The sequence below is a fragment of the Quadrisphaera granulorum genome (assembly GCF_003149145.1).
Lineage (GTDB): Bacteria > Actinomycetota > Actinomycetes > Actinomycetales > Quadrisphaeraceae > Quadrisphaera > Quadrisphaera granulorum.
On record NZ_QGDQ01000001.1, the window covers coordinates 186172 to 211357 of the forward strand.

The 25186-nt window shown below is 74.1% G+C and carries 25 protein-coding genes; 14 read left to right on the forward strand and 11 right to left on the reverse strand.

The annotated features are described in order from the left end of the window. The first annotated feature begins 16 nt into the window (after window positions 1-16). The 8 genes from BXY45_RS00795 (at window position 17) to BXY45_RS24805 (ending at window position 6243) form a co-directional block, all read left to right on the forward strand. Window positions 17-337 carry a DivIVA domain-containing protein gene (locus BXY45_RS00795; protein ID WP_211319119.1) on the forward strand — a complete coding sequence of 107 codons (321 nt, stop codon included), beginning with the start codon at window positions 17-19 and terminating at the stop codon, window positions 335-337. A gap of 1 nt (window position 338) precedes the next feature. Next, window positions 339-800, forward strand: a complete 462-nt coding sequence (locus tag BXY45_RS00800) for an SRPBCC family protein (RefSeq protein ID WP_170131244.1) — start codon at window positions 339-341, stop codon at window positions 798-800. 10 nt (window positions 801-810) lie between these two features. After that, a complete protein-coding gene (locus tag BXY45_RS00805) occupies window positions 811-2049 on the forward strand; it encodes a hypothetical protein (protein WP_109772389.1) in 1239 nt (412 codons plus the stop codon). A gap of 180 nt (window positions 2050-2229) precedes the next feature. After that, window positions 2230-2397: a DUF3117 domain-containing protein gene (locus tag BXY45_RS00810; RefSeq protein WP_109772666.1), complete on the forward strand. Its 168-nt coding sequence runs from the start codon at window positions 2230-2232 to the stop codon at window positions 2395-2397. Window positions 2398-2399: 2 nt separating this feature from the next. After that, window positions 2400-4091, forward strand: coding sequence for a leucyl aminopeptidase family protein (locus BXY45_RS00815; RefSeq protein ID WP_211319120.1), 1692 nt, complete (start codon window positions 2400-2402; stop codon window positions 4089-4091). Between the two features lie 41 nt (window positions 4092-4132). Beyond that, entirely contained in the window at window positions 4133-4816 is a 684-nt protein-coding gene (locus BXY45_RS00820; protein WP_245961577.1) for an O-methyltransferase, read from the forward strand. Window positions 4817-4892: 76 nt separating this feature from the next. After that, window positions 4893-5525, forward strand: coding sequence for an RNA polymerase sigma factor SigE (sigE, locus tag BXY45_RS00825; RefSeq protein ID WP_109772668.1), 633 nt, complete (start codon window positions 4893-4895; stop codon window positions 5523-5525). A gap of 97 nt (window positions 5526-5622) precedes the next feature. Further along, window positions 5623-6243, forward strand: coding sequence for a twin-arginine translocase TatA/TatE family subunit (locus BXY45_RS24805; protein ID WP_245961578.1), 621 nt, complete (start codon window positions 5623-5625; stop codon window positions 6241-6243). 14 nt (window positions 6244-6257) lie between these two features. On the opposite strand, the gene BXY45_RS00835 is transcribed toward BXY45_RS24805, so the two are convergent. From BXY45_RS00835 to BXY45_RS00855, 5 genes are all read right to left on the reverse strand, one after another. Next, window positions 6258-7430, reverse strand: a complete 1173-nt coding sequence (locus tag BXY45_RS00835) for an Mrp/NBP35 family ATP-binding protein (protein WP_174976632.1) — start codon at window positions 7428-7430, stop codon at window positions 6258-6260. 68 nt (window positions 7431-7498) lie between these two features. Next, complete coding sequence (locus tag BXY45_RS00840) at window positions 7499-8275, reverse strand: hypothetical protein (RefSeq protein WP_109772392.1); 777 nt, start codon at window positions 8273-8275, stop codon at window positions 7499-7501. A gap of 65 nt (window positions 8276-8340) precedes the next feature. Then, entirely contained in the window at window positions 8341-10422 is a 2082-nt protein-coding gene (locus BXY45_RS00845) for an ATPase, T2SS/T4P/T4SS family (RefSeq protein WP_109772393.1), read from the reverse strand. A 64-nt stretch (window positions 10423-10486) separates the two neighbouring features. Beyond that, window positions 10487-11221 (reverse strand): DUF1003 domain-containing protein, encoded by a 735-nt coding sequence (locus BXY45_RS00850; protein WP_425468295.1) that lies wholly within the window; start codon window positions 11219-11221, stop codon window positions 10487-10489. Window positions 11222-11255: 34 nt separating this feature from the next. After that, entirely contained in the window at window positions 11256-12662 is a 1407-nt protein-coding gene (locus BXY45_RS00855) for a magnesium transporter MgtE N-terminal domain-containing protein (RefSeq protein WP_109772670.1), read from the reverse strand. 105 nt (window positions 12663-12767) lie between these two features. Between BXY45_RS00855 and BXY45_RS00860 the strand changes: the two genes are divergently transcribed. Beyond that, window positions 12768-13334, forward strand: coding sequence for a Dps family protein (locus tag BXY45_RS00860; protein ID WP_109772394.1), 567 nt, complete (start codon window positions 12768-12770; stop codon window positions 13332-13334). Continuing rightward, on the forward strand, window positions 13331-13861 hold the full coding sequence (locus tag BXY45_RS00865) for a YflT domain-containing protein (protein WP_109772395.1): 531 nt from the start codon (window positions 13331-13333) through the stop codon (window positions 13859-13861). Before BXY45_RS00860 ends, BXY45_RS00865 begins: the two co-directional genes overlap by 4 nt. Window positions 13862-13942: 81 nt before the next feature. Here BXY45_RS00865 and BXY45_RS00870 read toward each other — a convergent pair whose 3' ends face one another. Continuing rightward, the gene (locus BXY45_RS00870; protein WP_109772396.1) at window positions 13943-15571 is read right to left on the reverse strand and encodes an aminopeptidase P family protein; all 1629 of its coding nucleotides are present in this window, start codon (window positions 15569-15571) and stop codon (window positions 13943-13945) included. A 209-nt stretch (window positions 15572-15780) separates the two neighbouring features. On the opposite strand from BXY45_RS00870, the gene BXY45_RS00875 reads away from it, so the two are divergent. Genes BXY45_RS00875 through BXY45_RS00885 form a run of 3 tightly spaced genes read left to right on the forward strand, consistent with a single transcriptional unit; the run spans window position 15781 to window position 19068 of the window. Continuing rightward, window positions 15781-17265 carry a lytic transglycosylase domain-containing protein gene (locus BXY45_RS00875; RefSeq protein ID WP_109772671.1) on the forward strand — a complete coding sequence of 495 codons (1485 nt, stop codon included), beginning with the start codon at window positions 15781-15783 and terminating at the stop codon, window positions 17263-17265. Window positions 17266-17320: 55 nt separating this feature from the next. Then, window positions 17321-18181, forward strand: coding sequence for a PHP domain-containing protein (locus tag BXY45_RS00880; RefSeq protein WP_109772397.1), 861 nt, complete (start codon window positions 17321-17323; stop codon window positions 18179-18181). Between the two features lie 41 nt (window positions 18182-18222). Next, entirely contained in the window at window positions 18223-19068 is an 846-nt protein-coding gene (locus BXY45_RS00885) for a RecB family exonuclease (protein ID WP_109772672.1), read from the forward strand. A gap of 31 nt (window positions 19069-19099) precedes the next feature. On the opposite strand, the gene BXY45_RS00890 is transcribed toward BXY45_RS00885, so the two are convergent. From BXY45_RS00890 to BXY45_RS00900, 3 genes are all read right to left on the reverse strand, one after another. After that, window positions 19100-19957: an oxygenase MpaB family protein gene (locus BXY45_RS00890; protein ID WP_146211034.1), complete on the reverse strand. Its 858-nt coding sequence runs from the start codon at window positions 19955-19957 to the stop codon at window positions 19100-19102. Between the two features lie 10 nt (window positions 19958-19967). Further along, window positions 19968-20960: a Rieske (2Fe-2S) protein gene (locus BXY45_RS00895; protein WP_109772673.1), complete on the reverse strand. Its 993-nt coding sequence runs from the start codon at window positions 20958-20960 to the stop codon at window positions 19968-19970. A gap of 162 nt (window positions 20961-21122) precedes the next feature. Further along, on the reverse strand, window positions 21123-23054 hold the full coding sequence (locus tag BXY45_RS00900; protein ID WP_425468296.1) for a DEAD/DEAH box helicase: 1932 nt from the start codon (window positions 23052-23054) through the stop codon (window positions 21123-21125). A 260-nt stretch (window positions 23055-23314) separates the two neighbouring features. Between BXY45_RS00900 and BXY45_RS00905 the strand changes: the two genes are divergently transcribed. Next, the gene (locus BXY45_RS00905) at window positions 23315-24025 is read left to right on the forward strand and encodes a ferritin-like fold-containing protein (protein ID WP_109772399.1); all 711 of its coding nucleotides are present in this window, start codon (window positions 23315-23317) and stop codon (window positions 24023-24025) included. A 78-nt stretch (window positions 24026-24103) separates the two neighbouring features. Here BXY45_RS00905 and BXY45_RS00910 read toward each other — a convergent pair whose 3' ends face one another. Both BXY45_RS00910 and BXY45_RS00915 read right to left on the reverse strand, forming a co-directional pair. Then, the gene (locus BXY45_RS00910; RefSeq protein WP_109772400.1) at window positions 24104-24910 is read right to left on the reverse strand and encodes an SDR family oxidoreductase; all 807 of its coding nucleotides are present in this window, start codon (window positions 24908-24910) and stop codon (window positions 24104-24106) included. Window positions 24911-24917: 7 nt separating this feature from the next. Next, on the reverse strand, window positions 24918-25142 hold the full coding sequence (locus tag BXY45_RS00915; protein WP_109772401.1) for a DUF3107 domain-containing protein: 225 nt from the start codon (window positions 25140-25142) through the stop codon (window positions 24918-24920). Between the last annotated feature and the right edge of the window lie 44 nt (window positions 25143-25186).

Below are 25186 nucleotides of genomic sequence, written 5' to 3' on the forward strand. Positions count from 1 at the left end.
CTGGCAGCATCGCCGCGTGACCCTCGTCCTGCTGCTCGTGGCGGTAGCCGTGGTGGGGGTGGTCGTCGCTGTCGCGGCGGGCCGCCTGCCGGCGGGAATGCCAGGCCCGACGGGCGGCAGTCCGCACCGGCCGCTGCCGGCCCGCAGCCTGGAGCCGGCGGACCTCGACGCGCTGCGCTTCTCCGTGGTGCCGCGCGGCTACCGCATGGACGAGGTCGACGCCACGCTCGCCAGGCTGCGCGCCGAGCTGGCCGAGCGCGACCGCCGTCTGGAGGCGCTGGCCGCTGCTGCGAGCACCCCCGTGGCCCGCCCATCCACCCGTGACGAGGAGAGCTGACGTGGCCCGCTTCACCGCGCACCGCGAGGTGGCTGCCCCCGCTGACGTGGTCTGGGAGCTGGTCACCGACTGGTCCCGCCACGGCGACTGGATCCCGCTGACCACCATGACCGTCGAGCACGACACCGGCGGTGTGGGCACGCGTTTCGTCGGTCGCAGCGGCATCGGCCGTGCCGCCTTCGACGACCCCATGGAGGTCACCTCCTGGGAACCTCCCACCCCCACTCGCGCCGGGACCGCGGCCATCGAGCACCGCGGCCGGCTGGTGCTGGGTCACGCGGAGGTGCAGGTGGTGCCGCTGCCGGGGGGCCGCAGCCGGCTGCGGTGGACCGAGGACATCTCCTTCGTCAACAAGAAGCTGTCGCGCGCTGTCACCCTGCCGATCGCGGTGGGCGGGTGGCTGGCGTTCGGCAACACCCTCAAGAAGGTCGCCGCCGAAGCCGAGGCCCGGGCATCCCGGTGAGCTTCGCCGCGTGATCGTCCTCCTGGACGGGCTGCTCTCCGCGCGCCAGCGCGCCGGATCCGCCCTGCACGCTGCGGGAGCCCGCGCCTGGCTGCGATTCACCGCCCTGCCCGGCTGGGCGCAGGCGCTGCTGCTCTACGCGGCCACCCGGGTGTTCGCCGCGGCGGTGACGGTCAGCGTCGCGCGGTTCCAGGAGCAGTCGGTGTGGACGCCGGCCTCGCCGTCCTACCCGATCATGGCCGCGGACCTGTGGGACGCGACCTGGTACCGCAAGATCGCCGAGGGCGGGTACCCGCTGCCGCTGCCCCGCTCGGCCGACGGCGCCGCCGCCCAGAGCGAGTGGGCCTTCTTCCCCGCCTACCCGCTGCTCGTGCGGCTGCTCATGACGGTCACCGGCGGGAGCTGGGAGGTCGTGGCACCGACCACCGCGCTGCTGCTGGGCGCTGCTGCCGCCGTCGTCCTGAGGAGGCTCTTCGCCCGCGTGGCGGGGGAGCAGGCGGCCCTCGCGGGGCTGCTGCTCGTGCTCTGCGCCCCCGCGGCGCCCGTCCTGCAGTACGCGTACACGGAGTCCCTCGCGCTGCTGGCGCTGGCGTGGGCACTGCTCACGCTGGTGGAGCGCCGCTACGGCTGGTGCGTGCTCGCCGTGCTGCTGCTCGGCGCCACCCGTGCCGTCGCTCTGCCGTTCGCGCTGGTGGTGCTCGTGCACGCCGTCGCACGGTGGCGCGCGGAGGGGCGCTCCGTGACGCTGCGCGACCGGTTCGCCCTTCTGGGCCTGCTGGTCGCCAGCGGTGTTGCCGGCCTCGCCTGGCCGGTGGCGGTGGGCGTGGCCACCGGCATCCCCGACGCCTACACGGAGGTCCAGTCGGCCTGGCGCAGCGGGCAGGTGGTCTGGGTGGTGCCGTGGCTGCGGGCCTCGTCCCAGCTCTTCGGCGACGTCGCCGGCCCGGTGCTCCTCGTGGCGGCGCTGGCGGCGCTGGTGTGGTGGTGCACCGGGCCGGCGGCGCGCTCCCTGGGCCCGGAGCTGCCTGCCTGGGTGCTCGCCCAGCAGGCGTACCTGCTGGTGGTGCTCGACCCGTGGACGTCGCTGTTCCGCTACCTGCTGCTCCAGGTGCCCGTCGCGCTGCTCATCGCCGTCCAGGTGCGCTCGCGGGCCGCCGTGGGTGCCTGGGCGGTCGCCGGGCTCGCGCTGCAGGTGGTCTGGGTCGCCTGGCTGTGGAGGTTCTCCCCACCCTCGGACTGGCCACCGTGACGGGCTGCTGTTGACGGCTGACCTGCGGGTGACCGGCCGATGACCTGCAGGGCCGCCCATCCGGTGGATGCCTCGGTTACCGGACGTCGGTCCCCGATGGGATGATGCTCACAGTCCGCGGATGCTCCGGCGTCCGCTCTCCACCGATGGCGTGCCTTGCACGTGGAAGGGGTGTGCCGCATGGCTGCCATGAAGCCCAGGACTGGTGACGGTCCCCTGGAGGTCACCAAGGAGGGGCGGGGCATCGTCATGCGCATGCCGCTCGAGGGCGGTGGCCGCCTGGTCGTCGAGATGAACCCCGACGAGGCCAACGCCCTGGGCGACGCGCTCAAGACCGCCGCAGGCTGAGCGTGGCCGGCGCGCCTTCCCCCTCGGCGCCGCCCGCGCTCGACAGGGCTCCCGACGCGGCCGCTGACCTCGCGGTCGGGCCTCGGCCCGGTCGTCCGCTCCCGCAGCTCGAGGTCGCAGCCCCCCTCACCGACGCCACCGGTCCCGCCGGTGGCGTCGGTGCGCTGGCGGGTCCCTCGCTCCTCGTCGTGCCCGTGGGCGCTCCCGCCCGTGGGAAGACCGATGACGACGACGCCAGCGGTACCCCCGCCGAGCCCGTGCTCGGCCCTGCCGGGCAGTGGGTGGCCACCCGTACCGGTCTCGACCTCGGCGAGGTCTGCCGGCTCGCGCGTTGGCGCGCCGGCGCCGGGTCCACCCTGCCCCTGCACGGTGCCCGCCTGGCCGGTGACCCCCGTGACGCCGACGACGCCCCCGTGCGTGTGCTGCTGCTGGGCATCGGCTCCGGCTCTGCGAAGGACCTCCGCCGCGCGGGCGCTGCCCTGGCGCGTGCCGCTCGCGGACTGGACCGGGTGAGCACGCCCACCGCTGACCTCGACGCGGCGGGCCTGAGGGCCTTCGTCGAGGGCCTCCTGCTTGGCGCGTGGGCACCCCCGCGTACCGGCATCGAGACCGGACCCGAGCCCGCGGTGCGCACCGTCGTACTACTCGGCGCCCCGGAGGGCGCACCCGGCGAGATCGCCGCCGCCACCATCTCGGCCACCGCGACGTGGCGTGTGCGCGACCTGGCCGCCACGCCGTCGTCGACCAAGACCCCGGACTGGGTGGCCGGCCAGGCCCGCGCGCTGGTGGCTGCGGCCGCCGTCGTCCCTGGCTCCGGCACGCTCACCGCCACCGTGCTCGATGAGGTGGAGCTCGCGCAGCGCCGTGCCGGGGGCCTGCTGGCCGTGGGCGCCGCCTCGCAGCACCCGCCGTGCCTGGTCCGCATCGACTGGACCCCCGCGGATGCGGCGGCCGCAGCCCGCGGGCGCGCGGTGCTCGTCGGCAAGGGCATCACCTTCGACACCGGCGGTCTGGCGCTCAAGCCGCGCGAGTCGATGGTGGCCATGAAGACCGACATGGCCGGCGCCGCCGTGGTGCTCGCGACGGCGGTCGCTGCGGCCGAGACCGGGCTGCCCCGCCCCGTGACCGCGCTGCTGCCGCTGGCGGAGAACTCTCTCGGTGCGGCCAGCTACCGGCCCGGAGACGTCATCCGCGTGCTCGACGGCACCACCGTCGAGGTCGACAACCCCGACGCCGAAGGCCGCCTCGTCCTGGCCGATGCGCTCGCCCTGGCCGATGCCACGCTCGACCCGGCGCTGCTCATCGACGTCGCCACCCTCACCGGCGCCGCGACGCTCGGCCTGGGCCGCCAGCACGCCGCGCTGTTCACCGAGGACGATGCGCTGGCCGAGGCCCTGACCGCCGCCGGCCAGGCCACCGGCGAGCGCATCTGGCGGATGCCGCTGGTGGAGGAATACCGCGCCAGCCTCGACTCCGACGTCGCCGACCTGCGCCACGTGCCGTCGTCCCCGGCTCCCGGGGCGGGATCGGTCACCGCGGCGCTGTTCCTGCGGGAGTTCGCGGGGGCGCGGCGGTGGGCTCACCTGGACATCGCCGGTGTCGGGCGCTCGGAGAAGGAGTCGCACGAGGTACCCCGCGGCGCCACCGGCTGGGGCGCGCGGGTTCTGCTGCGTCTCCTGGAAGACCTGCCGTGACCCCGGGCGTGCCCGGACTGCCGGGCGTACCGACCGGTGGCGTGCCCGCGCCTGCTACCGGTCCGGGGCGGCGTTCCCCCATGAGCTCGGCGGGCGGGTCCAAGGCCGCGAGCTGGCAGTACGCCGAGCACTTCGTGCCGGAGTCCGAAGCCGTGGAGCGCGCCCGCACGCGCGCCCGTGAGCTGGGCATCTCCGCCGTCGGCAACGGTGCCGGAGCGCTGCTGCAGCTGATGTGCACCGCCGTCGACGCGCGCGCCGTCGTCGAGATCGGGACCGGCGCCGGGGTCTCCGGGCTGTGGATGCTCGGCGGTATGCCGCGTGACGGCGTGCTCACCACCATCGACGCCGAGCCCGAGCACCTGCGGGCGGCCCGCGTCGCCTTCGCGGAACTGGGCGTGCGCAGCGGACGGATCCGCGGCATCACCGGTCGCGCCGTCGACGTCCTGCCGCGGCTCACCGAGGGCGGGTACGACCTGGTGCTCCTCGACGCCGACCCGATCGGCACCGAGGTCTACCTCGAGCGCGCCGTACGGCTGCTGCGGCCCGGCGGGGTCGTGGCCCTGCACGGTGCGCTCTCCGCCGACCGTGCCGGAGACCCCGCCCAGCGCGACCCCGTGACGACGGCGGTGCGCGGCCTGTCGAGGGCGCTGCGGAACTCCCCGGACCTGCTGCCCGCGCTCGTGCCCAGCAGCGAGGGGCTGCTCCTGGCGGCGCGCCGCCACTGATTCATGAGCCCGGGCGTGACTCGGCTCACACTCTCCGCCCAGGACGTTCGCAGAAAGGAGGGCCACAGTGGGATCCATGCCATCTCCGGACGGTGCCCCGCGCCCTTCTGCTGCGACCCCGTCGCCGGAGGAGCAGCCGTGGACCCCGCCCTCCTGGGACGAGCTGGTCCGGGAGCACTCCGCGCGGGTGCACCGGCTCGCGTACCGCCTCACCGGCAACCGCGACGACGCCGACGACCTCACGCAAGAGGTCTTCGTCCGCGTGTTCCGCTCCCTCGACTCCTACGTGCCCGGCACGTTCGAGGGCTGGCTGCACCGCATCACTACCAACCTCTTCCTCGACCAGACGCGGCGTCGCCGTCGGCTCCGCTTCGACGCGCTCACCGAGGAGATCGCCGCGCGCCTTCCTGACCGCGGCGCCGGCCCCGAGCGGGCGTTCGAGGCCGGGCGTTTCGACGTCGACGTCCGGGCAGCCCTGGAGCGGCTCTCGCCCGACTTCCGCGCCGTCGTCGTCCTCGCCGACGTCGAGGGCCTCACCTACGACGAGGTCGCCGACGTGCTGGGCGTCAAGAGCGGCACGGTCCGCTCGCGGTTGCACCGCGCCCGGGCGCAGCTGCGGCGTCACCTGGAGCACCGCGCCCCAGCGCCGCGGCGCACCGGGCCCCGCGCCATCGGTGGCCCCGGACGGGTGGTTCCGCTCGTCGGGTGAGCCCGCGGCGACACAGGCTCGGCGCTGGGACGCGTCCGGCGGGGGCAGGATGGGGTCCGGTGGGTCGAAGGCCTCGCGAGGCGCCGACCCAGGCAGCGTGCAGGGAGCGAGGGAGCAGGCAGTGTTCGGCATCAACCCGGGTGAGTTCGCCGTCCTGCTGCTCGTCGTGCTCATCGTCGTCGGACCGGAGCGGCTGCCGCAGTACGCCCAGCAGCTCGGGCGGATGGTGCGCGAAGGCCGGAAGATGGCGATGGGACTGCGCGAGCAGGTCCGCGGGGAGCTCGGTCCCGAGTTCGACGACGTCGACTGGAAGAAGCTCGACCCGCGCCAGTACGACCCCCGCAAGATCATCGCCGATGCGCTGAGTGCGCCGCTCGAGGACGACGACGAGCCGGCCGCTCCCGCCACGAAGCCCGTCAGCAGCGGGGGTCCTGCTGCTGTCTCGGGTGCTGCCGCCGCTGGGGCTGGTGCTGCGGGGGTTGCCGCGGGAGCTACTGCCGCGGGTGCCGTTGCGGCAGCTGCGTCGCCGGGCGACGAGGCGAGCGCCAGCCCGAGCAACGCCGGTCACCCCTCCGTCAGCCCCGCGGACAAGCGGCCCGCTGGCTCGGACGAAGCGTCTCCCGCCGTCGTGGATCCTGCATCCGACGGCGCCGACGCCCCCGCCGTGCCGATGGCCCGCTCCGCGGCGGGCGCTCCCGTCGACCTCGAGGCCACCTGACCCTCGCGGGGCGGTCAGGCGGGGACGACGCCGAGCGGGCGGCCGGCCAGGCCGCGGGCGCGGCGGCCGAGCGTGCGCGCCAGGTCGGAGAGCACCACGGCGGCGGGGGAGTCCGGAGCCGCCAGGACTACGGGCGTGCCCGCGTCGCCGCCTTCGCGGACCGCGACGTCCAGCGGCACCTGGGCAAGCAGGGGCACGGGCGTGCCGGAGTCGCGCGAGAGCCGCTCGGCCACCGCGGCGCCGCCGCCGGAGCCGAAGACCTCCAGGCGCGACCCGTCGGGCATGGGCATCCAGCTCATGTTCTCCACCACGCCGACGACGCCCTGACCGGTGCGCGCGGCGAGCCCGCCCGAGCGGTGCGCCACCTCGGCGGCCGCCGGCTGCGGCGTCGTCACCACGAGCAGCTCCGAGCCCGGCAGCAGCTGCGCGGCGCTGATCGGTACGTCTCCGGTGCCGGGTGGCATGTCGAGCAGGAGCACGTCGAGGTCACCGAAGTGGACCTCGGTGAGGAACTGCTGCAGCGCCCGGTGCAGCAGCGGCCCACGGTGCATCACCGGCTGCCCGTCCGGCACGACCATCCCCATGGAGATGACCTTGACGCCGTGCGCCACCGGGGGGATGACGACGTCGTCGATCTTCACCGGCCGTCCGGTCGCTCCGAGCAGGCCCGGCACGGAGAAGCCGTGGACGTCGGCATCCACCAGGCCCACGCGCAGCCCGTCGCGGGCCATCGCCACGGCCAGGTTCACCGTGAGCGTCGACTTGCCGACCCCACCCTTGCCGGAGGCCACGCAGTACACCCGCGTCAGCGAGCCCGGCCGCGCGAACGGCACGTCCCGCTCGGCCCCCGATGATCCGGACTGCCCTCGGAGCACGCCCCGCAGCGCCGACCGCTGCTCGTCGTTCATGACGCCCAGCTCCACCTGCACGGCGCTCACGCCTTCGACGCCGGACACCGCCTCGGTGACGTCACGCTGGAGGGTGTCGCGCAACGGGCACCCTGACGTGGTGAGCAACACCTCGACGACGACGGCGCCCGCAGCCGAGACCTCCAGCGAGCTTACCATGCCCAGCTCGGTAATCGGGCGGCGGATCTCCGGGTCGAGCACGCTGCTCAGCGCCGCGCGCACGGTGGACTCGTCGGGCAGCGGGCCGTGCGCGGACGACGGAGGGCGGAGCTGACTCACCCTCCGAGGGTAGGTGCGCCCGAGCTCGTCATCGGCCGGCCGAGGCCGTCAGCGTCTGTCAGCGGCCGTCAGAGACTGTCGAGCAGGCCGTTCGTGCGAACGACGGCGCGCTGCTGCTCGCCGCTGAGACCGGTGCGGCTCCAGCTATCTCCCCGGTCACCGCTACCACCGCCGACGACGCCGTTGTGAAGCCATACGAGGCCACCGTCGGCATCCGTGCGCCAGGTCTGGCGGCCCACCGCGCCGCCGCCGTCGCCGTCGTCGGAGTCGTCGTCGCGCCAGGCGACCGTGGTGATCCGCCCGTCACCATCGGACTCGGTGACGCACTCGGCGAGGTCGGAGCGGGTGGTGCGGTAGCTGGTGTCGCTGTCTCCGGGCCAGCTCAGCGGGTAGCGGGACTCACAGTCGACAAGGGGGAGCACCTCACGCGCTGGGGCGGCGGCGCTGTCGCCTGCGTTCACGGAGTGGGGCCGAAGCGCCACCCGCAGACCTGTCACGCCGCCGTCGGCGTCAGCCACCCGGAGGCGGCCGGTCCACACGCCGTCGCCGTCGTCGTCGGACAGGGAGACCGGGGTGACCAGCTCGACGCCGGCGCCGGCCAGCGCCTCGCTCAGCCGGTCTTCGAGGCGCTCCTGCGGGCCGCGCAGCACCTCGGACGCGCCCAGCAGCACGGCGACCAGGACGACGGCGCCCGCGGCGATCCCCGCAGCGGTACGCGCCAGGGGACCCCGGTCCGAGCCGGTCCTGGTAGCTGGATCGCCGAGCTCAGGTTCGTCGGGCTCGGGCTCGGTGGAGCCCAGGTCGACGAGCAGATCGTCGTCATCGTCGACGTCCGCCCCTGGCACGCGGCCCCCACTAGCTCGGTCCCTCAGCAGCCGGCGCGCGGTGCGCGCACCGGTCTGTGGCGAGGCTAAGCCTCAGACGTCGGGCTGGCCTCCTGGCGCGGGAGCGCCGAGATCGGCAGCCCAGGCAGGGTGTGCTCAGCGGTTGCGTCGATGGCTGCTTCGACAACCGCTTCGACGAGTGCGTCGACGGTCGGCTCGGCTGCGCTGGCCACCGCCGCGGGGGTACGTCCGGCCACGGCGGTGGAGCACCACGGGCAGAACGTCCACTCCTGGCGCAGCGAACGGTGGCACGAGACGCAGCCGCTGGGCTGCTGGGACGTCCCGCACCACGGGCAGGCGATCATGCCCTCTTCGAGCGTGCGTTCGCAGGCGTGGCAGGTGGTGGGGGCGGCGTCGTCGGAGGCGGTGACGCGCAGTGCCTCCTCGAAGGTGGTCTCGCCGGCGAGGGCCTTGCGGACGGCGGAGTCGCGCAGCGAGAGCATTCCCCGCTGCGCGGCAGCCTCGGCGACGGCGGCCTCGCGAGGGTCGGCCACCAGCACCCGTCGCAGCTCGGCGTCGACCTCGAGCACCTCGTAGACGGCGGTGCGGCCGTTGTAGCCGGTGCCGCCGCAGTCGGGGCAGCCGGTGCCCTTGCGCGGGGTCGCGTCGACCAGGTCGGAGGGGTGCAGGCCGAGGGTGCGCAGCACGTCCACCGGGGGGTCGTACGGCGCAGCGCAGGCCCGGCAGGGCTTGCGGACGAGGCGCTGGGCGATCGCGGCGGTGAGCGAGGACGCGACGAGGAACGGCTGCACGCCCATGTCCACGAGGCGCGTCAGGGCCGCCACCGCGGAGTTCGTGTGCAGCGTGGTGAGCACGAGGTGGCCGGTCAGCGACGCCTTGAGCGCCAGCTCGGCGGTCTCGGAGTCGCGGACCTCGCCGACCAGCACGATGTCGGGGTCCTGGCGCAGCACGGACCGCAGCCCGGCCTGGAACGTCATGCCGGTCTTGACGTTGACCTGCACCTGCGTGATGCCCGCCAGCTGCACCTCGACGGGGTCTTCGAGGGTGATGATGTTCTTCTCGGGGGTCAGCACCTCGGCCAGCGCCGAGTACAGCGTGTTGGTCTTGCCCGAGCCGGTGGGGCCGGTGATGAGCACCAGGCCCTGGGGCACGGACAGCGACTTGCGGAAGACCGCTAGCTGCTCGGCGGAGAAGCCAAGGTCGTCGAGGCTCGGCACGGCGTCGCCGCGGGTGAGCAGACGAATGACCACCTTCTCGCCGTGCAGCGTCGGCAGGGTGGAGACGCGGCAGTCGAAGGCGGAGCCGTCCACCGTGACGCGGCTGCGGCCGTCCTGGGGGACGCGCCGTTCCGCGATGTCCAGCCCGGACATGATCTTGATGCGGCTGATGACGGGGCCGGCGGCGCGCTTGGAGGCGCTCATGACCTCGCGCAGCATGCCGTCCACACGGAACCGGACGCGCAGCTCGTCGCGCTGGGTCTCGACGTGGATGTCCGAGGCCCGCGCGCGCACGGCGTCGGACAGGATCCGGTTGACGAGCTTGACGACGGGGGAGTCTTCGTCGCTGACGGCGGCGTCGGACTCCAGCGCGGCGGCGGCACTCAGGCCCGCGTCACGGTCCAGGCCCGACTCCTCCACCGCCGAGGCGGTGGAGCGGTCCTGGTCGAGCGCCCAGGCACGCGCGAGCTGCTCGCGGACCTGGCTCTCTGTGGCCACCGTGACCACGAGGTCGGTGGACCCGGTGTGCAGCCGCACGTCGTCGAGGGCGAGCACGTTGGTGGGATCGGCGACGGCGACGACGAGGCCCGTGCTCGTACGCTCCAGCGGCACCACGCGCGTGCGTTCGGCCACCGCGCGCGGCAGGGAGCGCACCACCTCGGGGTCCACGGCCATACGCGACAGGTCAGCCACCGTCAGCCCGAGCTGGTCGGCCAGCGCGCGCGCAATGGTCTTCTCATCGGTGATGCCCGACTCGACCAGCAGCTCACCGAGCTTGCGACGGCGCCCGGAGGCGCTCTGCTGGCTGGCGAGGACCTCGGCCAGCTGCTCCGGGGACAGCACGCCGGCATCGACGAGGACGTCGCCGATGCGTCGTCGCTGCATCGACTGCAGCGACGACAGAGTGTGTGCGGGACGGAGGGTCGTCACGAACGGTCCATCGGCACGTGAACCGCCGGGGTTAACGCGTCAGTCCCCTTTCGTGGGCAGGACGTCAGCCCTCGCGCGCCAGGTGGCCACCCACCGTCGCCCCGTTGCCGTTGCCGCGCTCGTCGTCGCCGGGGATGCGGCTGTCGCCGTCGTCGTCATCGCTGTCCGGCGCTGGTTCCTGCGGGGCTGCCGCCGCCGCTGCCTCGTCACGGGCGCGCTTGCGCGCCTTCTCGCGGGCCTTGTCGCGCGCTTTGGCCGTCGACCTGTCGCGGCCCCGTTCGAGCGGCTGGTCGAGCCGGGTGTCGGGGTCATCGGGATCGTCGAGGCGCCGCTGGTCAGCGGCGAGCAGCTCCAGCTCCTCCAGCAGCGAGCGCAGCTCGGACCTCACGAAGTCACGGGTGGCCACCTCGTTGACGGCGATGCGCAGCGCCGCCACCTCGCGGGCCAGGTACTCGGTGTCGGCGAGGTTGCGCTCGGCGCGCTGACGGTCTTGCTCCAGGCCCACGCGGTCACGGTCGTCCTGGCGGTTCTGCGCCAGGAGGATCAAGGGAGCGGCATAGGAGGCCTGCAGCGACAGGATGAGCGTGAGCAGCGTGTAGTTCAGCGACTTCGGGTCGAACTGCAGCGGCGCCGGCGCCAGCGTGTTCCAGGCGATCCAGGCGACGCAGAAGATCGTCATGTAGAGGATGAACTGCGGCGTGCCCATGAAGCGGGCGAAGGCTTCCGACAGCCGCCCGAAGCGCTCCCGGTCGAGCTTGGGCACGCGCGAGGCCAGCCGCTTGCGGTTCTCGCGCGGCACGTCGAGGGCGTCGCGGCGGCGGCTCTCCCGGTCCTCAGCCACGGCCGGCGCCCTTCTTCTTGCCGCCCGAGCCGCCTGAGCCCTTGCTCTGGCCGGGGTCGACAGCGCGCAGCGAGCCGGTCACCGTCTCGAGCGTCTGCTCCGGCTCGACGGCCTCCTCGTCGACCTCGCGCCAGTCCTCCGGGAGCAGGTGGTCGAGCACGTCGTCGACGGTGACCGCGCCGAGCAGCCGTCCCTTCGGGTCGGTGACGGGCAGGGACACCAGGTCATACGTGGCCAGGCGACGCGTCACCACAGCCAGCGGCGTGTCCGGGGACAGCGGCTCGACGTCCTTGTCGATCAGCCCGCCGATCGCCTCGTGCGGCGGCTCGCGCAACAGCCGCTGCAGATGGACCACGCCGAGCAACCGGCCGGTCGGCGTCTCGTTCGGCGGGCGCACCACGTAGACCGCTGCCGCCAGCGTGTACGGCACCGAGGCGCGGCGCACCGTCGCCAGCGCCTGCGCCACCGTCGCCTCCGGGCCCATGATCACGGGCTCGGTGGTCATGAGACCCCCGGCGGTGTGGTCCTCGTACGCGAGCAGGCGGCGCACGCCGCGCGCGTCCTCCGGCTCCATGAGGCCCAGCAGCTGCTCCGCGGCCTCCTCGGTGAGCTCTCCGAGCAGGTCGGCGGCGTCGTCCGGCTCCATCGCCTCCAGGACGTGCGCGGCGCGCTCTCGGCCCAGCGCTGACAGGAGGTGCACCTGGTCGTCGTTGGGGAGCTCCTGGACGACGTCGGCCAGGCGCTCGTCGTCGAGCTCGGAAGCAAGCTCCACGCGGCGCTTGAGCGGCATGTCATGGAGGAGGTCGGCGATGTCGGCCGGCTTCATCTCCTCCAGGGAGGCCGCCAGAAGCGTGGCGCCCTGCTCCTGCGGTGTGCCGAACAGGCCGGCGGCGTCGTGCACGTCGATGAGGGCCGTGGAGCCCTTACGGCGCAGCCCGCGCTTCTTGCTGCCCTGCCCTGCCTCGCGCACGAAGAGGCGTCCGACCTCCCAGTCGCGCGAGCGGGCCTGCTCCAGCGCGACGTCCTCCACGACGGCCTCGACGGGACCGTCGACGTCGCTGCCATGCACCGCGCGTGCGGCCGACCCGTTGAGCACGACCTCCCTGTCGAACAGGTCGGTGATGACGAGCACCTCGGCCTCGCGCTGCTCGAAGCGCCGCACGTTGAGCACCCCGGTGGTGATGACCTGGCCGGTGTCCATGCTGGTCACGCGGGTCATCGGCACGAAGATCCGCTTCTTGCCCGGCACCTCCACCACCAGGCCCACGGCCCGCGGTCGGCGGGCGGCCCGGGGGACGACGACGACGTCGCGCACGCGCCCCACACGGTCACCCACGGGGTCGAAGACCGGCAGCCCGGCCAGGCGCGCGACGAAGACCCGGGTCGGTGCGCCACTCACGTGCACCGAGCGTAGTGGCGCACCCTGGGCACCCCCTGGACATGGTCGCCCGACCGAGGGACGTTCCAACGGGCGGCGGTCGGCGGGTCGATCTAGCGTGGCGGCATGGCTACCAACCACTACGGCGTGCCCGGTCTGGGCGAGGGCGACAGCGCAAAGGTCGCCACGGTCCTCCAGGATCGCCTGCACGCCCTCAACGACCTGCACCTCACGCTGAAGCACATCCACTGGAACGTCGTCGGCCCGCACTTCATCGCGGTGCACGAGATGCTCGACCCCCAGGTCGACACCGTCCGTGAGTACGCGGACCAGGTGGCCGAGCGCATCGCCACCCTCGGTCAGTCGCCCAGCGGCACCCCCGGCGCGCTGGTGAACGCCCGCACCTGGAACGAGTACTCCATCGGTCGCGCCGGCGCGATCGAGCACCTGGGCGCGCTCGACCTCGTCTACGCGGGTGTCATCACCAGCCACCGCGAGGCCATCGAGGCCGTCGGTGACATCGACCCCATCACCGAAGACCTGCTCATCGGGCAGACCGGGCAGCTGGAGCAGTACCACTGGTTCGTCCGCGCCCACCTGGAGAACGCCGGCGGCGAGCTCTCCACGGCGGGGGCGAAGAGCGAGGTCGAGGCGGCGCAGCTCGCCGAGGCCGGCAGTCAGGAGTCCGTGTGACAGGTGCCTCCCCGCAGCCGCGCGTGCGCGGCGGCATCACCGGCGGGATCAGCCTGCCCACCGGCTCGGAGATCGCCACCTACGCCACCTACCTGGAGGCGCAGAAGGCGGTCGACCACCTCTCCGACGAGGGCTTCCCGGTGCAGTTGGTGAGCATCGTCGGGACCGACCTGCGCAGCGTCGAGCGCGTCACCGGCCGCCTCACCTACGCGCGGGTGGCGCTCGCGGGAGCTGCGTCGGGCCTGTGGTTCGGCCTCTTCCTCGGTCTGTTGCTGACGCTCTTCGTGGGTGACGGAGGCCTGAACCTCTGGCTGGCGGCGATGCTCATCGGTGCCGGCTCGGGGATGCTGTTCGGCGTCATCAGCTACGCCCTCACCGGCGGCCGACGCGACTTCAGCTCCGTCAACGCGATCCTCGCGTCGCGGTACTCGGTGATCTGCGCCGACGAGGAGGCCGGCCGAGCCCGGCAGCTCCTGGCGGGCCTGGAGGGCGTACGCCCGCTCCAGCGGGAGACCGGCCAGCTCTGAGCGGCGCTCTGCAGGAACCACGCGGCGCTCGTCGTCGTCCTGATCAGGACGACGACGAGCGCCGCAGTGCGTCTCGCGGGATCAGCGCAGAGAAGCCATCCACTCCTCGACGTCGGCGGGGCGGCGCGGCAGGGCTGCCGAGAGGTTGACGCAGCCGTCCTCGGTGACCAGGACGTCGTCCTCGATGCGCACGCCGATGCCGCGCAGCTCGTCGGGCACCAGTAGGTCGTCGGACTTGAAGTACAGCCCCGGCTCGATGGTGAAGACCATGCCCGGCACCAGCTCGGCGTCGAGGTACATCTCACGGCGCGCCTGTGCGCAGTCGTGCACGTCCAGCCCGAGGTGGTGGGAGGTGCCGTGCACCATCCACCGGCGGTGCTGGCCGCCCTTCTCCGGGTCGAGTGCCTCGGCGGCGCTCACGGGCAGCAGGCCCCACGACTCCAGGCGAGCAGCGATGACCTCCATGGCCGCCGCGTGCAGGTCACGGAACTTCGAGCCCGGCCTGGCCACGGCGAACGCGGCGTCGGCGGCGTCGAGCACCGCCTGGTAGACGCGCCGCTGGGCAGGGGAGAAGCGGCCGTCCACCGGGAGGGTGCGCGTGACGTCAGCGGTGTACAACGACGTCGCCTCGACGCCCGCGTCGACGAGCACGAGCTGACCCGGGCGGACCGGACCGTCGTTGCGGATCCAGTGGAGCGTGCACGCGTGCGGCCCGGCCGCGGCGATGGTCTCGTAGCCGACGCCGTTGCCCTCGCGCCGCGCGACGCCCTCGAAAGCGCTCTCGATGACGCGCTCGCCGCGCTCGTGCCGCACGGCGGCGTGCAGCGAGCGGGCGACGTCGGCGAAGCCGGCGATGGTCGCTGCGACAGCGTCGCGCAGCTGCTCGACCTCCCAGGCGTCCTTGACCAGACGCAGCTCGGACAGGGCCTCGGCGAGCTCGGCGTCGGGGCTGGGGGCTTCGTCGTCTGAGTCGTTGTCGGCTTCGTCGTCGTCGGAATCGTTCGTGTCATCGGTGGCGTCGTCCACGGGCGCCGGCCGCGAGGACGTGACGAGAGCCAGTACCCCCGGGTCGGCATCGGGGACGACGCGCACCGTGCCGGTGGGGTCGGGCAGCGGCCCGCCCAGCGCCTTCTCGAGCTCGTCGATGTGGCGGCACGTCAGGCCGAGCTCGGCCTCGACGTCCTCCAGCGACGGGCGCACCCCCACCCAGAACTCCCCGTAGCGGGCGTTGGCCCAGAACTCGTCGGTGGTGCGCTCCGCGCGGGGGCGGAAGAACAGCTGCGCCTCGTGGCCGCCCTCGGCCCGGGGCTCCAGCACCAGCACGGCGTCGGGCTCGCGGTCGGCGCCGAGCCCCGTGAGGTGCGCGAAGGCGGAGTGCGGGCGGAAGCGGTAGTCGGTGTCGTTGCTGCGGACCTTCAGCGGACCGGCGGGCAGCACCAGACGGTCACCCGGGAACCGCTCGCTGATGCGCTCGCGCCGCGCCGCGGCCCAGGGAGCGGCCGCCAGGCGCTCGGGGGGAGCGGGGCGCGGGGCCCAGCCCTGGGCGATGAAGTCGCGGAAGGCCTGCGACGTCGGCCGCTGGCTGCGGTTGGAGCCCCGCTCGGCGAGCCGCTGCGCCTCCTCACGACCCTCGGATCCGTCGTCCGAGCCGTGCCCGGGTCCGTTCTGGGGGCCGCCCTCGACGACGGCGGTGCTCGTGCCCTCGCTCATGTGCCGATCCTCCCACCGACGGTCCGCGCGCAGCCCGTCGCCGTCTGTCGCGGTGCGTGAGGTCTGGCGCCCGCGAGATGATCACGCTGCGCCATCTGCCCGTTGCTCTCAGGTCAACTCGCTGCCGTTTGTGTCCTGGTTCACGCACCCGCATGCTGGAGCCTCCGCGGTCGTTCACCTGCACGTGGTGGCGCAGCGAGGGGGGTTCCATGCGCTCTGCCGGTCGCGCCAGCGGCGGGCGGTCCGGTCGCGCCCGGGCCAGGTCCACCACGGCGATCTGCGCGGTGGCGGTGCTCACCGCCGCGTCGGTCGCGTCGTCCACATACGAGGAGCCCGGCTCCGACGTCGTCCTGGTCGCCCCCGCGGGGGCGGCGTCGCCGAGCACGAGCTCCGCCCAGGGCGCGCCCGCCGGGGTGGTGCCCCTGTCCGCCGAGGTGCCCACCCCCAGCGGCAGCACGGAGCCTCCGGCCGACGGCGGCCGCGAGGTCGGTCCGCTCGTCGTGCAGGGCACCGAGGCCGGCATCCCCGAACGCGTGCTGGCCGCCTACCGCGCCGCCGCCGACCGCACCGCCCTCACCGACCCGAGCTGCCGCATCCCGTGGCAGCTGCTTGCCGGCATCGGCAAGGTGGAGTCGGGTCACGCCGCCGGAGGCCGCGTCGACGCGGCCGGCCGCACCCTCACCAGCATCCTCGGCCCGCGGCTGGACGGCAGCCTCCCCGGCACCGCGGTGATCGCCGACGGCGACGGAGGGCGTCTCGACGGCGACGCAGGCGTCGACCGTGCCGTCGGCCCGATGCAGTTCCTCCCGACCACATGGCGTGCCTGGGGCGCCGACGCCGACGGGGACGGCATCGCCGACCCGCACGACGTCGACGACGCCGCCCTGGGCGCCGCGCACTACCTGTGCGGGAGCGGAGCCGACCTGTCCACCCACGACGGCCAGGTGGCGGCCCTGTGGCGGTACAACCGGTCGACGACGTACGCGGCCACCGTGCTCGCCTGGGCCCAGGCGTACGCCGAGGGACTGTCGGTGCTCCCGCCGCTGCCGGAGCTCCTCGCTTTGCCGGCCCCGCCCAGCACCCCCAGCGCCGCTGCGCCGACGCCTGTTGCGCCGTCACCCGCCCCGAGCTGCCCGGCCCCGACGGCGACCCCCACCCCGACGGAGAGCGGGACCCCGACCCCGACCCCGACCCCGACCGCGACGGCGACCGCAACGCCGACGGCCACCCTGACCGCCACGGCACCGGAACCCACGGCGACGGCGGACCCCAGGGCGACGGCGACCACGGAACCCACGGCGACGGCGGTCGCGTGCGAGCCGGTGCCCACGCCGACGGAAACAGCCACGCCGACGGAGACGGCTTCGCCGACGCCGGCCGCGGAGACGTCGTCGACAGCGTCGGCGCAGGCAACCTCGAGGTCGGCGGAGCCGAGCCCGACGCCCACGCCGTCCCAGACGCCCACGGAGTCGCAGACATCGACGCCCACCGCGACAGCGACAGCGACCGAGTCAGCGACAGCGACCGAGTCAGCGACAGCGACCGAGTCAGCGACAGCGACCGAGACGGCGACGCCCTCGTCGTCGTCCTCATCGAGTGAGAGCGCCTCCTCGACCCCCACTGATCACCACGAACACGAGCACGACCACCACCATGAGTCGACGGCGTCGCCCAGCGAGGAGCCCTCTCGCTGACCGTGGTCGGCGGTCTGGGGCGGACGATGTCGCCTCGGCGACCTAGGCTTTCGGGGTGCTCATCGACCTGCACACCCACTCCACCGCCTCGGACGGCACGGACGACCCCGCCGGGCTCGTCTCCGCCGCGGCGGAGGTCGGCGTGCAGGCCCTGGCGATCACCGACCATGACACCACCGCGGGGTGGGCGCGCGCGGGGCGCCAGGCCGAGCGGTGCGGGGTGCTGCTGATCCCCGGCGCGGAAGTGTCCTGTCGGGTCCGGGGCATCACCGTGCACCTGTTGAGCTACCTGCACGACCCGCAGGAGCCGGTGCTGGCTCAGACGCTCGCCGCTTCCCGTGACATCCGCTTCAGCCGGGCCAAGACCATGGCCGAGCTGCTCAGCCGCGACTACCCGATCACCTGGGACGACGTGCTCGCCCAGGCTGCGCACGGCGCGACGGTGGGCCGCCCGCATGTCGCCGACGCACTCGTGGCGGCGGGCGTCGTCGTCGACCGTGACGAGGCTTTCGCGGGGCTGCTGGCGGACGGGTCGCCGTACGTCGTCCACCACGGCGCCCCGCACCCGGTGGAGGCGGTGCAGCGCATCCGCGCGGCGGGAGGTGTGCCGGTGATCGCGCATGCCCTTGCCTCGGCGCGCGGCAAGATCGTGGGGGAGGACGTGCTCGAGGAGATGGTGGCCGCGGGCATGGCGGGCGTCGAGGTCGACCACCGCGACCACACCGAAGACGACAAGGCGTGGTTGCGGGACTTCGCGAAGGCGCACGACCTGCTCACCACCGGCTCGAGCGACTATCACGGCACGGGCAAGCAGAACCGGTTGGCGGAGAACTCGACGTCGCCGGAGTCGCTGCAGCGGCTGCTCGCTGAGGGGCGCGGGATCGAGCCGGTGGGCACGCTCAGGGCGATGCCGTGAGCGGTGGCTGGCAGGGGGCGGAGCAGGTAGCGCTGCCGGGCATGCCGGTGCGGCTGTTCCGGTGCACGCCCACCAAGCTCACGACCTTCGAGGACTGTCCCCGCCGGTACCGCTTCACCTACCTGGACCGGCCCACGCCGCAGCGCGGTGGTGCGTTCGCGCACACGAGCGTCGGCGCGGCCGTCCACACCGCGTTGGCACGCTGGTGGGACCAGCCGCTAGAACGGCGGACGCCGCAGCGCGCGGCCGAGCTGGTGGGGGAGGCGTGGAGGGCCTGGCCGACGCCCGCCAGCGGAGGGTTCCGCGACGAGGCCCAGTCCGAGGCGCAGCGGCTGCGGGCGCAGGCCGCGGTGGAGGCGTATGCGGCACGGCTCGACCCGCAGGCCGAGCCGGTGGGCGTGGAGCGCACGGTGGGCACCCCGACGCAGCGGCTGGCGTTCTCGGGCCGTGTCGACAGGATCGACAGGCGCCCCCGCCCGGAGGGCGACGGCGACGAGCCCGTGGTGGTCGACTACAAGCTCGGTCGGCGCGTGCCTGACGACGACGACGCGCGCTTCTCCCTCGCGCTCGGCCTCTACGCCCTGGCCACGGGGCGGACGCTGCGCACGCGGTGCCGCCGGGTGGAGCTGCACCACGTGCCGTCCGGAACGGTGGCGGCCGCCGAGCACACGAGCACGTCACTGGAGCGCGTGGTGCGGCGAGCGGAGTCCATCGCCTCCGATGCCGTGCGGGCCGAAGCGGCGCTGGCTGCCGGCGCCGACCCCGACGAGGCGTTCCCAGCGGCGCCGTCGGCGCTGTGCGCCTGGTGCGACTTCCGCCCGTCGTGCCCGACGGGTCAGCGCACCGCGCCGGCTGCCGAGCCCTGGGCCGCTCTCGACCCCGCCTGATCGTCGCGGGCGAGGGGGTGCGGGCGCGTGGTCAGGAAGCCTCGGCCAGGCGGGCCAGAGCGCGACGGCGGTGCTCGGACAGTTCCACCCCGGGCACCTTGCCCGCCGAGCGCACCAGCGCCAGCCGCAGCCCTCGCAGCCCGACCGTGACCGCCGCGTCGTTCGACGCCTCGGCCCCTGGCAGCTCCGGAACTGCGTACATGCGCCGAGCCCAGCCCGGCAGCGAGGCGGCCGCCGTGCCCGCCACCCCGAACCACACCGGCGCGACGGGCGTGCTGAGCAGCGTGCGCGCCTCCAGCGGGGGAGCGATGACGTACGACGCCGCCTCCCGCGCCTCCCGTGTCACACGCAAGTGCGGGCGGACCTCCTCGAAGTACGCCGCCAGGTCAGCGCGGCTGGCGGGCACGACCTCGGGGCGCACGCCCACCAGCTCGGCAGAGATCACCTGCTCGGCGACGTAGCGGTCCGCCGTCGCGTCGCTGAGGGCCTCGCGCGCCGGGCGGCTGCGGGCCACGACGTCGAGGATGCTGTCGACGAGGGCGCAGTGGATCCACAGCAGCAGGTCCTCGTCGTCGGCGCGGTACTCCAGGCCCGTCTCGGGGTCGGTGCCGCGGACGCGGGCGTGGATGCCGCGCACACGCGCTGCAGCGCGGTGCGCCTCGGCCGTGCTGCCGAAGGTGATGGCGTCGACGTACTCCCCGGTGCGGTGCAGCCGCTGCCAAGTCTCCTGCTTGAACGTGGAGTGCTGCGCCACCACGTGCATGGCGAGCGGATGCAGGGCCTGGAGCACCAGGGCGCGCAGCCCGGCGGGGCCGATCATCGGGTCGGTGTGCAGCTCCCAGGTGGCGCTGCCGGGACCGAACAGGCCGTCGTCGTCGTGATCTCCCACCACCTCATCGTCACCCCGCCCGGGCCGCTGTGCTCGGCGAGCCGGAGACGCCCGGCAGCTCCACCACCCGCGCGAGCACGGTGCCGTCGGGCTCGACACGGCTCGCGAGCACCGGCTGCGGCGCGGTGGCGGGCCCGTGCACCGCGGAGCCGTCGGAGAGGCGGAACGTGCTGCCGTGCCACGGGCACACCAGGCATTCCTCGCTGCGCTCGCGCACCACCGTGCCGCCGGCGAGCGAGGCCGCCAGGTGACTGCAGGTGTCCGCCAGCACGCTGATGCCGGTGGTGGTGCGGACGACGACGACGGCGACGTCGCCCACCGACGCCCGCGCCGGGGCGTCGACGGTCAGCTCGTCCCACGTGGCCACCGGGTACCAACCCTCGGGCGCCACATGGGGCACGTGCTCGACGTGGGAGGCGCCAGCGGCCCAGCGGTAGGCGAGGTGGCCGCCGAGCGCGGCGCCGGCCGTCGCCGTCGTCACCGCGGCCAGCGACCAGAGCCGCCCGCTGGTACGGCGACCGCGCCACCGCTGCACGAGGGAGAGCGCCACCATCGCCGTCGCCGCATAGTTGCCGGCGGCGTGGACCAGCCCCACGCGCTGCTGGTCTTCGTGGAGGTCGGACCAGTCGGTCCAGCCCGCGGCGATGGTCGGCAGCGACGACGCCAGACCCGTGGCGGCCAGGGTGGTGGCCGCCGACTCGGCACCATCCTCGAGCTCGTTGGGTACCAGGCCGGCGAGCGTCAGCGCGTCGAGCAGGGCCGCGCTGGTCCACGAGCCGACCACCACCTGCGCGAGGATCGGGTGCAGCGGGTGGCCGATGGGCGTGCCGTGCAGCACGTCCGCCAGGCCGCGGGGGATGCGGCGATGGACCACATCGCAGACCGGTCGGGCGAGCGGGTCGAGCCACGCCCAGTGCACCGGCGCGTCGAGGATGCGCAGCAGCAGCGGCCGCGGGGCCACCGCCGAGGGGCGGGGGCGGGTGTCGACGGGATGCTCGGCCATGCGGCCAGCCTCATGCTCGCGGCGACGGGCCGCGAGCCGATCACGCGCCGTGATCACCGCAGATCGGGCACCTCTCCCCGGATTGCAGCCGAGCGCCTGGTTGCGGTTCCGAGGGGTGTCGGAACAGCAACCAGGCGCTCGGCTGCGGAAGAGAGAGAAGGGTCAGGCGTCGGGGGGCGAAGCCTCGGAGGAGCTGGTCTCGGGGCTGGCTTCTGAGCTGGCCTCGGGTCCGTCCTCGGTGCTGGTGTCGGTCGAGCCCGCCGAACGACCCCGCCCGCGCCCACCGCGGCGACGGCGACGACGCGGCGCGCCCTCGGCGCCCTCGCCGTCCGGACCGGCGCCACCCGAGCGGTCGGGCAGGGTGATCTCGGCGAGGGTGGTCGCCGAACCGCCCTCGGGCAAGGTGGTCTCGGGCGACGTGCTCTCCACCGCAGCACCGTCGCCGGCCGAACCGGCACCACCGCGGCGACGACGACGACGCGGCGCGCCCTCGGCGGCCGCGGCGGTCTCGCTGCCGGCGCCGTCCTGACCCTCGACCCGCGCGGGCCGCTCGGCGCGGGCCGGGCGCTCGGCGCGCTCGCCCCGCTCGGGGCGGTCACCGCGCTCGGGGCGGTCACCGCGGCCGCGGCCACCGCGCTCGCCGTCGCGACCACCGCGGCCGCCATCACGACCGCCGCTGCGGCCACCGTCGCGCCCGCCGTCACGGCCACCGCGACCGCCGTGCTGGCGGCCGGTCTCGCCGAGGTCCTCGAGCTCCTCGGCGTCCAGCCCGGCACGGGTGCGCGACGCACGCGGCAGGCGGCCCTTGGTGCCGGCCGGGATGCTGAGGTCGTCGAAGAGGTGCGGCGAGGTGGAGTACGTCTCGACCGGCTCGGGGATGCCCAGGTCGAGCGTCCTGTCGATCATCGTCCAGCGGTGCAGGTCGTCCCAGTCGACGAACGTCACCGCGGTGCCCGTCGCGCCCGCGCGGCCGGTGCGACCGATGCGGTGCAGGTAGGTCTTCTCGTCCTCGGGGCACTGGTAGTTCACGACGTGCGTGACGTTGCTGACGTCGATGCCACGGGCGGCGACGTCAGTGGCGACCAGCACGTCGACCTTGCCGTTGCGGAAGGCGCGCAGCGCCTGCTCGCGGGCGCCCTGGCCCAGGTCGCCGTGGAGGGGGGCCGCGGCGAACCCGCGGTCGATGAGCTCGTCGGCCACCTTGGCGGCGGTCCGCTTGGTGCGGGCGAACACGATGGTCAGGCCGCGACCGTCGGCCTGCAGGATGCGCGCGAGCACCTCCACCTTGTCCATCGCGTGGGCGCGGTAGATGTACTGCGTGGTCGCCTTGACGGTGGCGCCGTCGTCGTCCGGGTCGGCGGCGCGGATGTGCGTCGGCTGGCTCATGTACCGCCGGGCCATGGCGACCACAGGGCCGGGCATGGTGGCGGAGAACAGCAGCGTCTGGCGGCCGGCGGGGGTCATCGACAGAAGCTTCTCGACGTCGGGCAGGAAGCCCAGGTCGAGCATCTCGTCGGCCTCGTCGAGGACGACGGCGCGGGCCGCCGCCAGGCTGAGGTGACCCTGCTGCGTCAGGTCGAGCAGGCGGCCGGGCGTACCGACGACCACCTCGACGCCGCGCTGCAGCGCCTCGACCTGCGGCTCGAAGGCGCGACCGCCGTAGATGACCAGCACGCGGGCGGCGCGGTCGGTGGCGGCGCGCTCCAGGTCACGAGCCACCTGCACGGCGAGCTCACGGGTGGGGACGACGACGAGCGCCTGCGGCTTGCCGGGCGCCTCGAGACTGTCCCAGCCGTCCTCGCCGGGGCCCGTGACGCGCTGGATGACGGGAACGCCGAAGCCCAGCGTCTTGCCGGTGCCGGTCTTGGCCTGGCCGATGATGTCGTGGCCCGCCAGCGCGACCGGCAGCGTCATGGCCTGGATCGGGAACGGGTGGGTGATGCCGGCCCGCTCGAGCGCGGCGACGATCTTCGGCTCGACGCCGTAGTCGGCGAAGGACTTCTCCGCCAGCGCCTCGACGGTGGGCGTCTCGTCGTCACCGGCGAGGATCGCGTCCTCGGGGAGGGCGGCGCGGTCGGCGTCGCTCGCGGGGATCTCGGCGACCTGCTCGTCGGTGCTCTGGTCGGTGCTCTGGTCGGTGATGGTTTCGGTGCTGGTGTCGGGCACGTGCGGCCTCAGTTCTCAGTGGCGGGAGCTCGTCGGGCGCCGGTCGGTGGTGACGGCGCTGCTCGGACGGCTCCGCTGCGGTTCGGCTGCCGATCGTGGCAGCGACCGGTCGACCGAGGGTTGTCAACGGCCCATGCTACCGGCGCTGCCGGTGAGCGGCCGCGAGCCGTCGTCCTAGTCTGATCGGCATGACGCCGCCGCGCCTGAGCCGATCTTCCGACGGGGCCGACAGGGGCGGCGCCCGGGGCGAGACGCTGCAGGCCGAGATCGACCTGCTGGGAGCCCTCGCCTACGGCGAGCTCACCGGATTCCTCCGACTGTCGGCGCACGCCGACAAGGCGCCCACGCTGGAGCAGACCGCCGAGGTCGGCGCCCTCGCGGTGGAGGAGTTCCACCACTACCAGCTGCTGGTCGAGCGGCTGCGTGAGCTCGGCGCGGATCCACAGGGCGCGATGCGACCCTTCGTCGCCGCAGTGGACGCGTATCACGAACGCACCACCCCCAACGACTGGCTGGAGGGCCTGCTCAAGGCCTACGTGGGGGAGGGCATCGCCACTGACTTCTACCGCGAGGTGGCGGCGTTCGCCCCCGAGCCCACGCGCGACCTGGTGGTGCGCCTCCTCGACGAGACGAGCGGTGCCGAGTTCGTTGTGGGGGCGGTGCTCGAAGCCACCGAGCGCGACCCGCGCGTGGCGGGCCGGTTGGCCCTGTGGGGTCGCCGCCTGGTGGGGGAGGCGCTGAGCCAGGCGCAGCGCGTGGCCGCTGACCGCTCGTCGCTGACGACCCTGCTCGTGGAGGGCGGCGGCGCCGGCACGGACCTCGTGGCCATCGGGAAGATGTTCAACCGGCTCACGGAGAACCACGTGCGCCGCATGCTGCGCCTCGGCCTCACCGCCTAACCCCCCGTGATCATGGACTTCCGCCACCCTACGCGGCCGTAGGGTGGCCAGCGCCCATGATCACGGCGGGGGTGGCGGTCAGGGGTGGGGGAGCGGCTGCGTGGCGAGCCAATCGGCGAAGGTCTGCCGACCCAGGCGCGCCCACGGCCCGGGCAGGGCCAGACCGTGCCGCAGTCCGTTGCCGAAGCGCCCCGGTAGCGGCACCGAGACCACTCGCGCGTCACGGCCCTGGGCGCGCAGCCAGCGGCGGACCAGGTCGGCCATGACCTCCACGCGCGGACCCGCGAGGTCGCGCACCGCTCGGCGTGGCGGCCCCACGGCCAGCGACACCAGCTCGTCGGCCACCTCAGCCGCCGCGACGGGCTGGCTGACGAACTCCGGCACGAGCACCACGCGAGGGTCGTGCTTCTGCCTCCGCCCGGGCCGGGCCAGCGCGCCGAGGGCGGCCAGCCTGGGCGCGAACTCGTGGAACTGCGTAGTCCGCAGCAGCGTCCAGTTGCCGTCCCGCCGGGCGATGAGCAGGCGCTCCTGGAGCGCCTTGCCCGCGTAGTAACCGGCGTCGATGTGGGCGGCCCCCACGATCGACAGAGCCACGTGGTGGCCCACGCCAGCGGTGCGGCCGGCCGCGAGCAGCGCCGTCGTCGTCGTCCTGAAGAAGTGCCGGCTACCCGCGGCGCTCTGCGCCGCGAGGCCGGTGGGGCCGAGGACGTCGACCACCGCCTCGCAGCCTTCCACTGCCGCCACCAGCGAGTTCGCTGATCCGGAGAGCAGATCGACGCCAGTCGAGCGGCTGAGGACGACGGGCTCGTGGCCCGCCGCCCGCAGCCGCTCCACCACGAGGCGACCGACGGCACCCGTGCCGCCGGCCACCGCGATGCGGCTCACGGACGAGTCAGAGCGCGCCGAAGCCGACGCCGCGCTTCTCCTCGGAGCCGATCTCCACGAAGGCGATCGCCGCTCCGGGCACGAGGACGGTGCGGCCGCGCTCGTCCTTGAGGCTGAGGGTGGTGCCGCCCTTGAGCGCCGCGCTGACGGCGGCGCTGACGTCGGCGACGCTGTCGTTGGACTCCAGCACCACCTCGCGCGGGCTGTTCTGCACGCCGATCCGGATCTCCACGGGGCCTCCTGGTGCTTGGTCGCTGGCAGCTGGTCTGCTCGGCT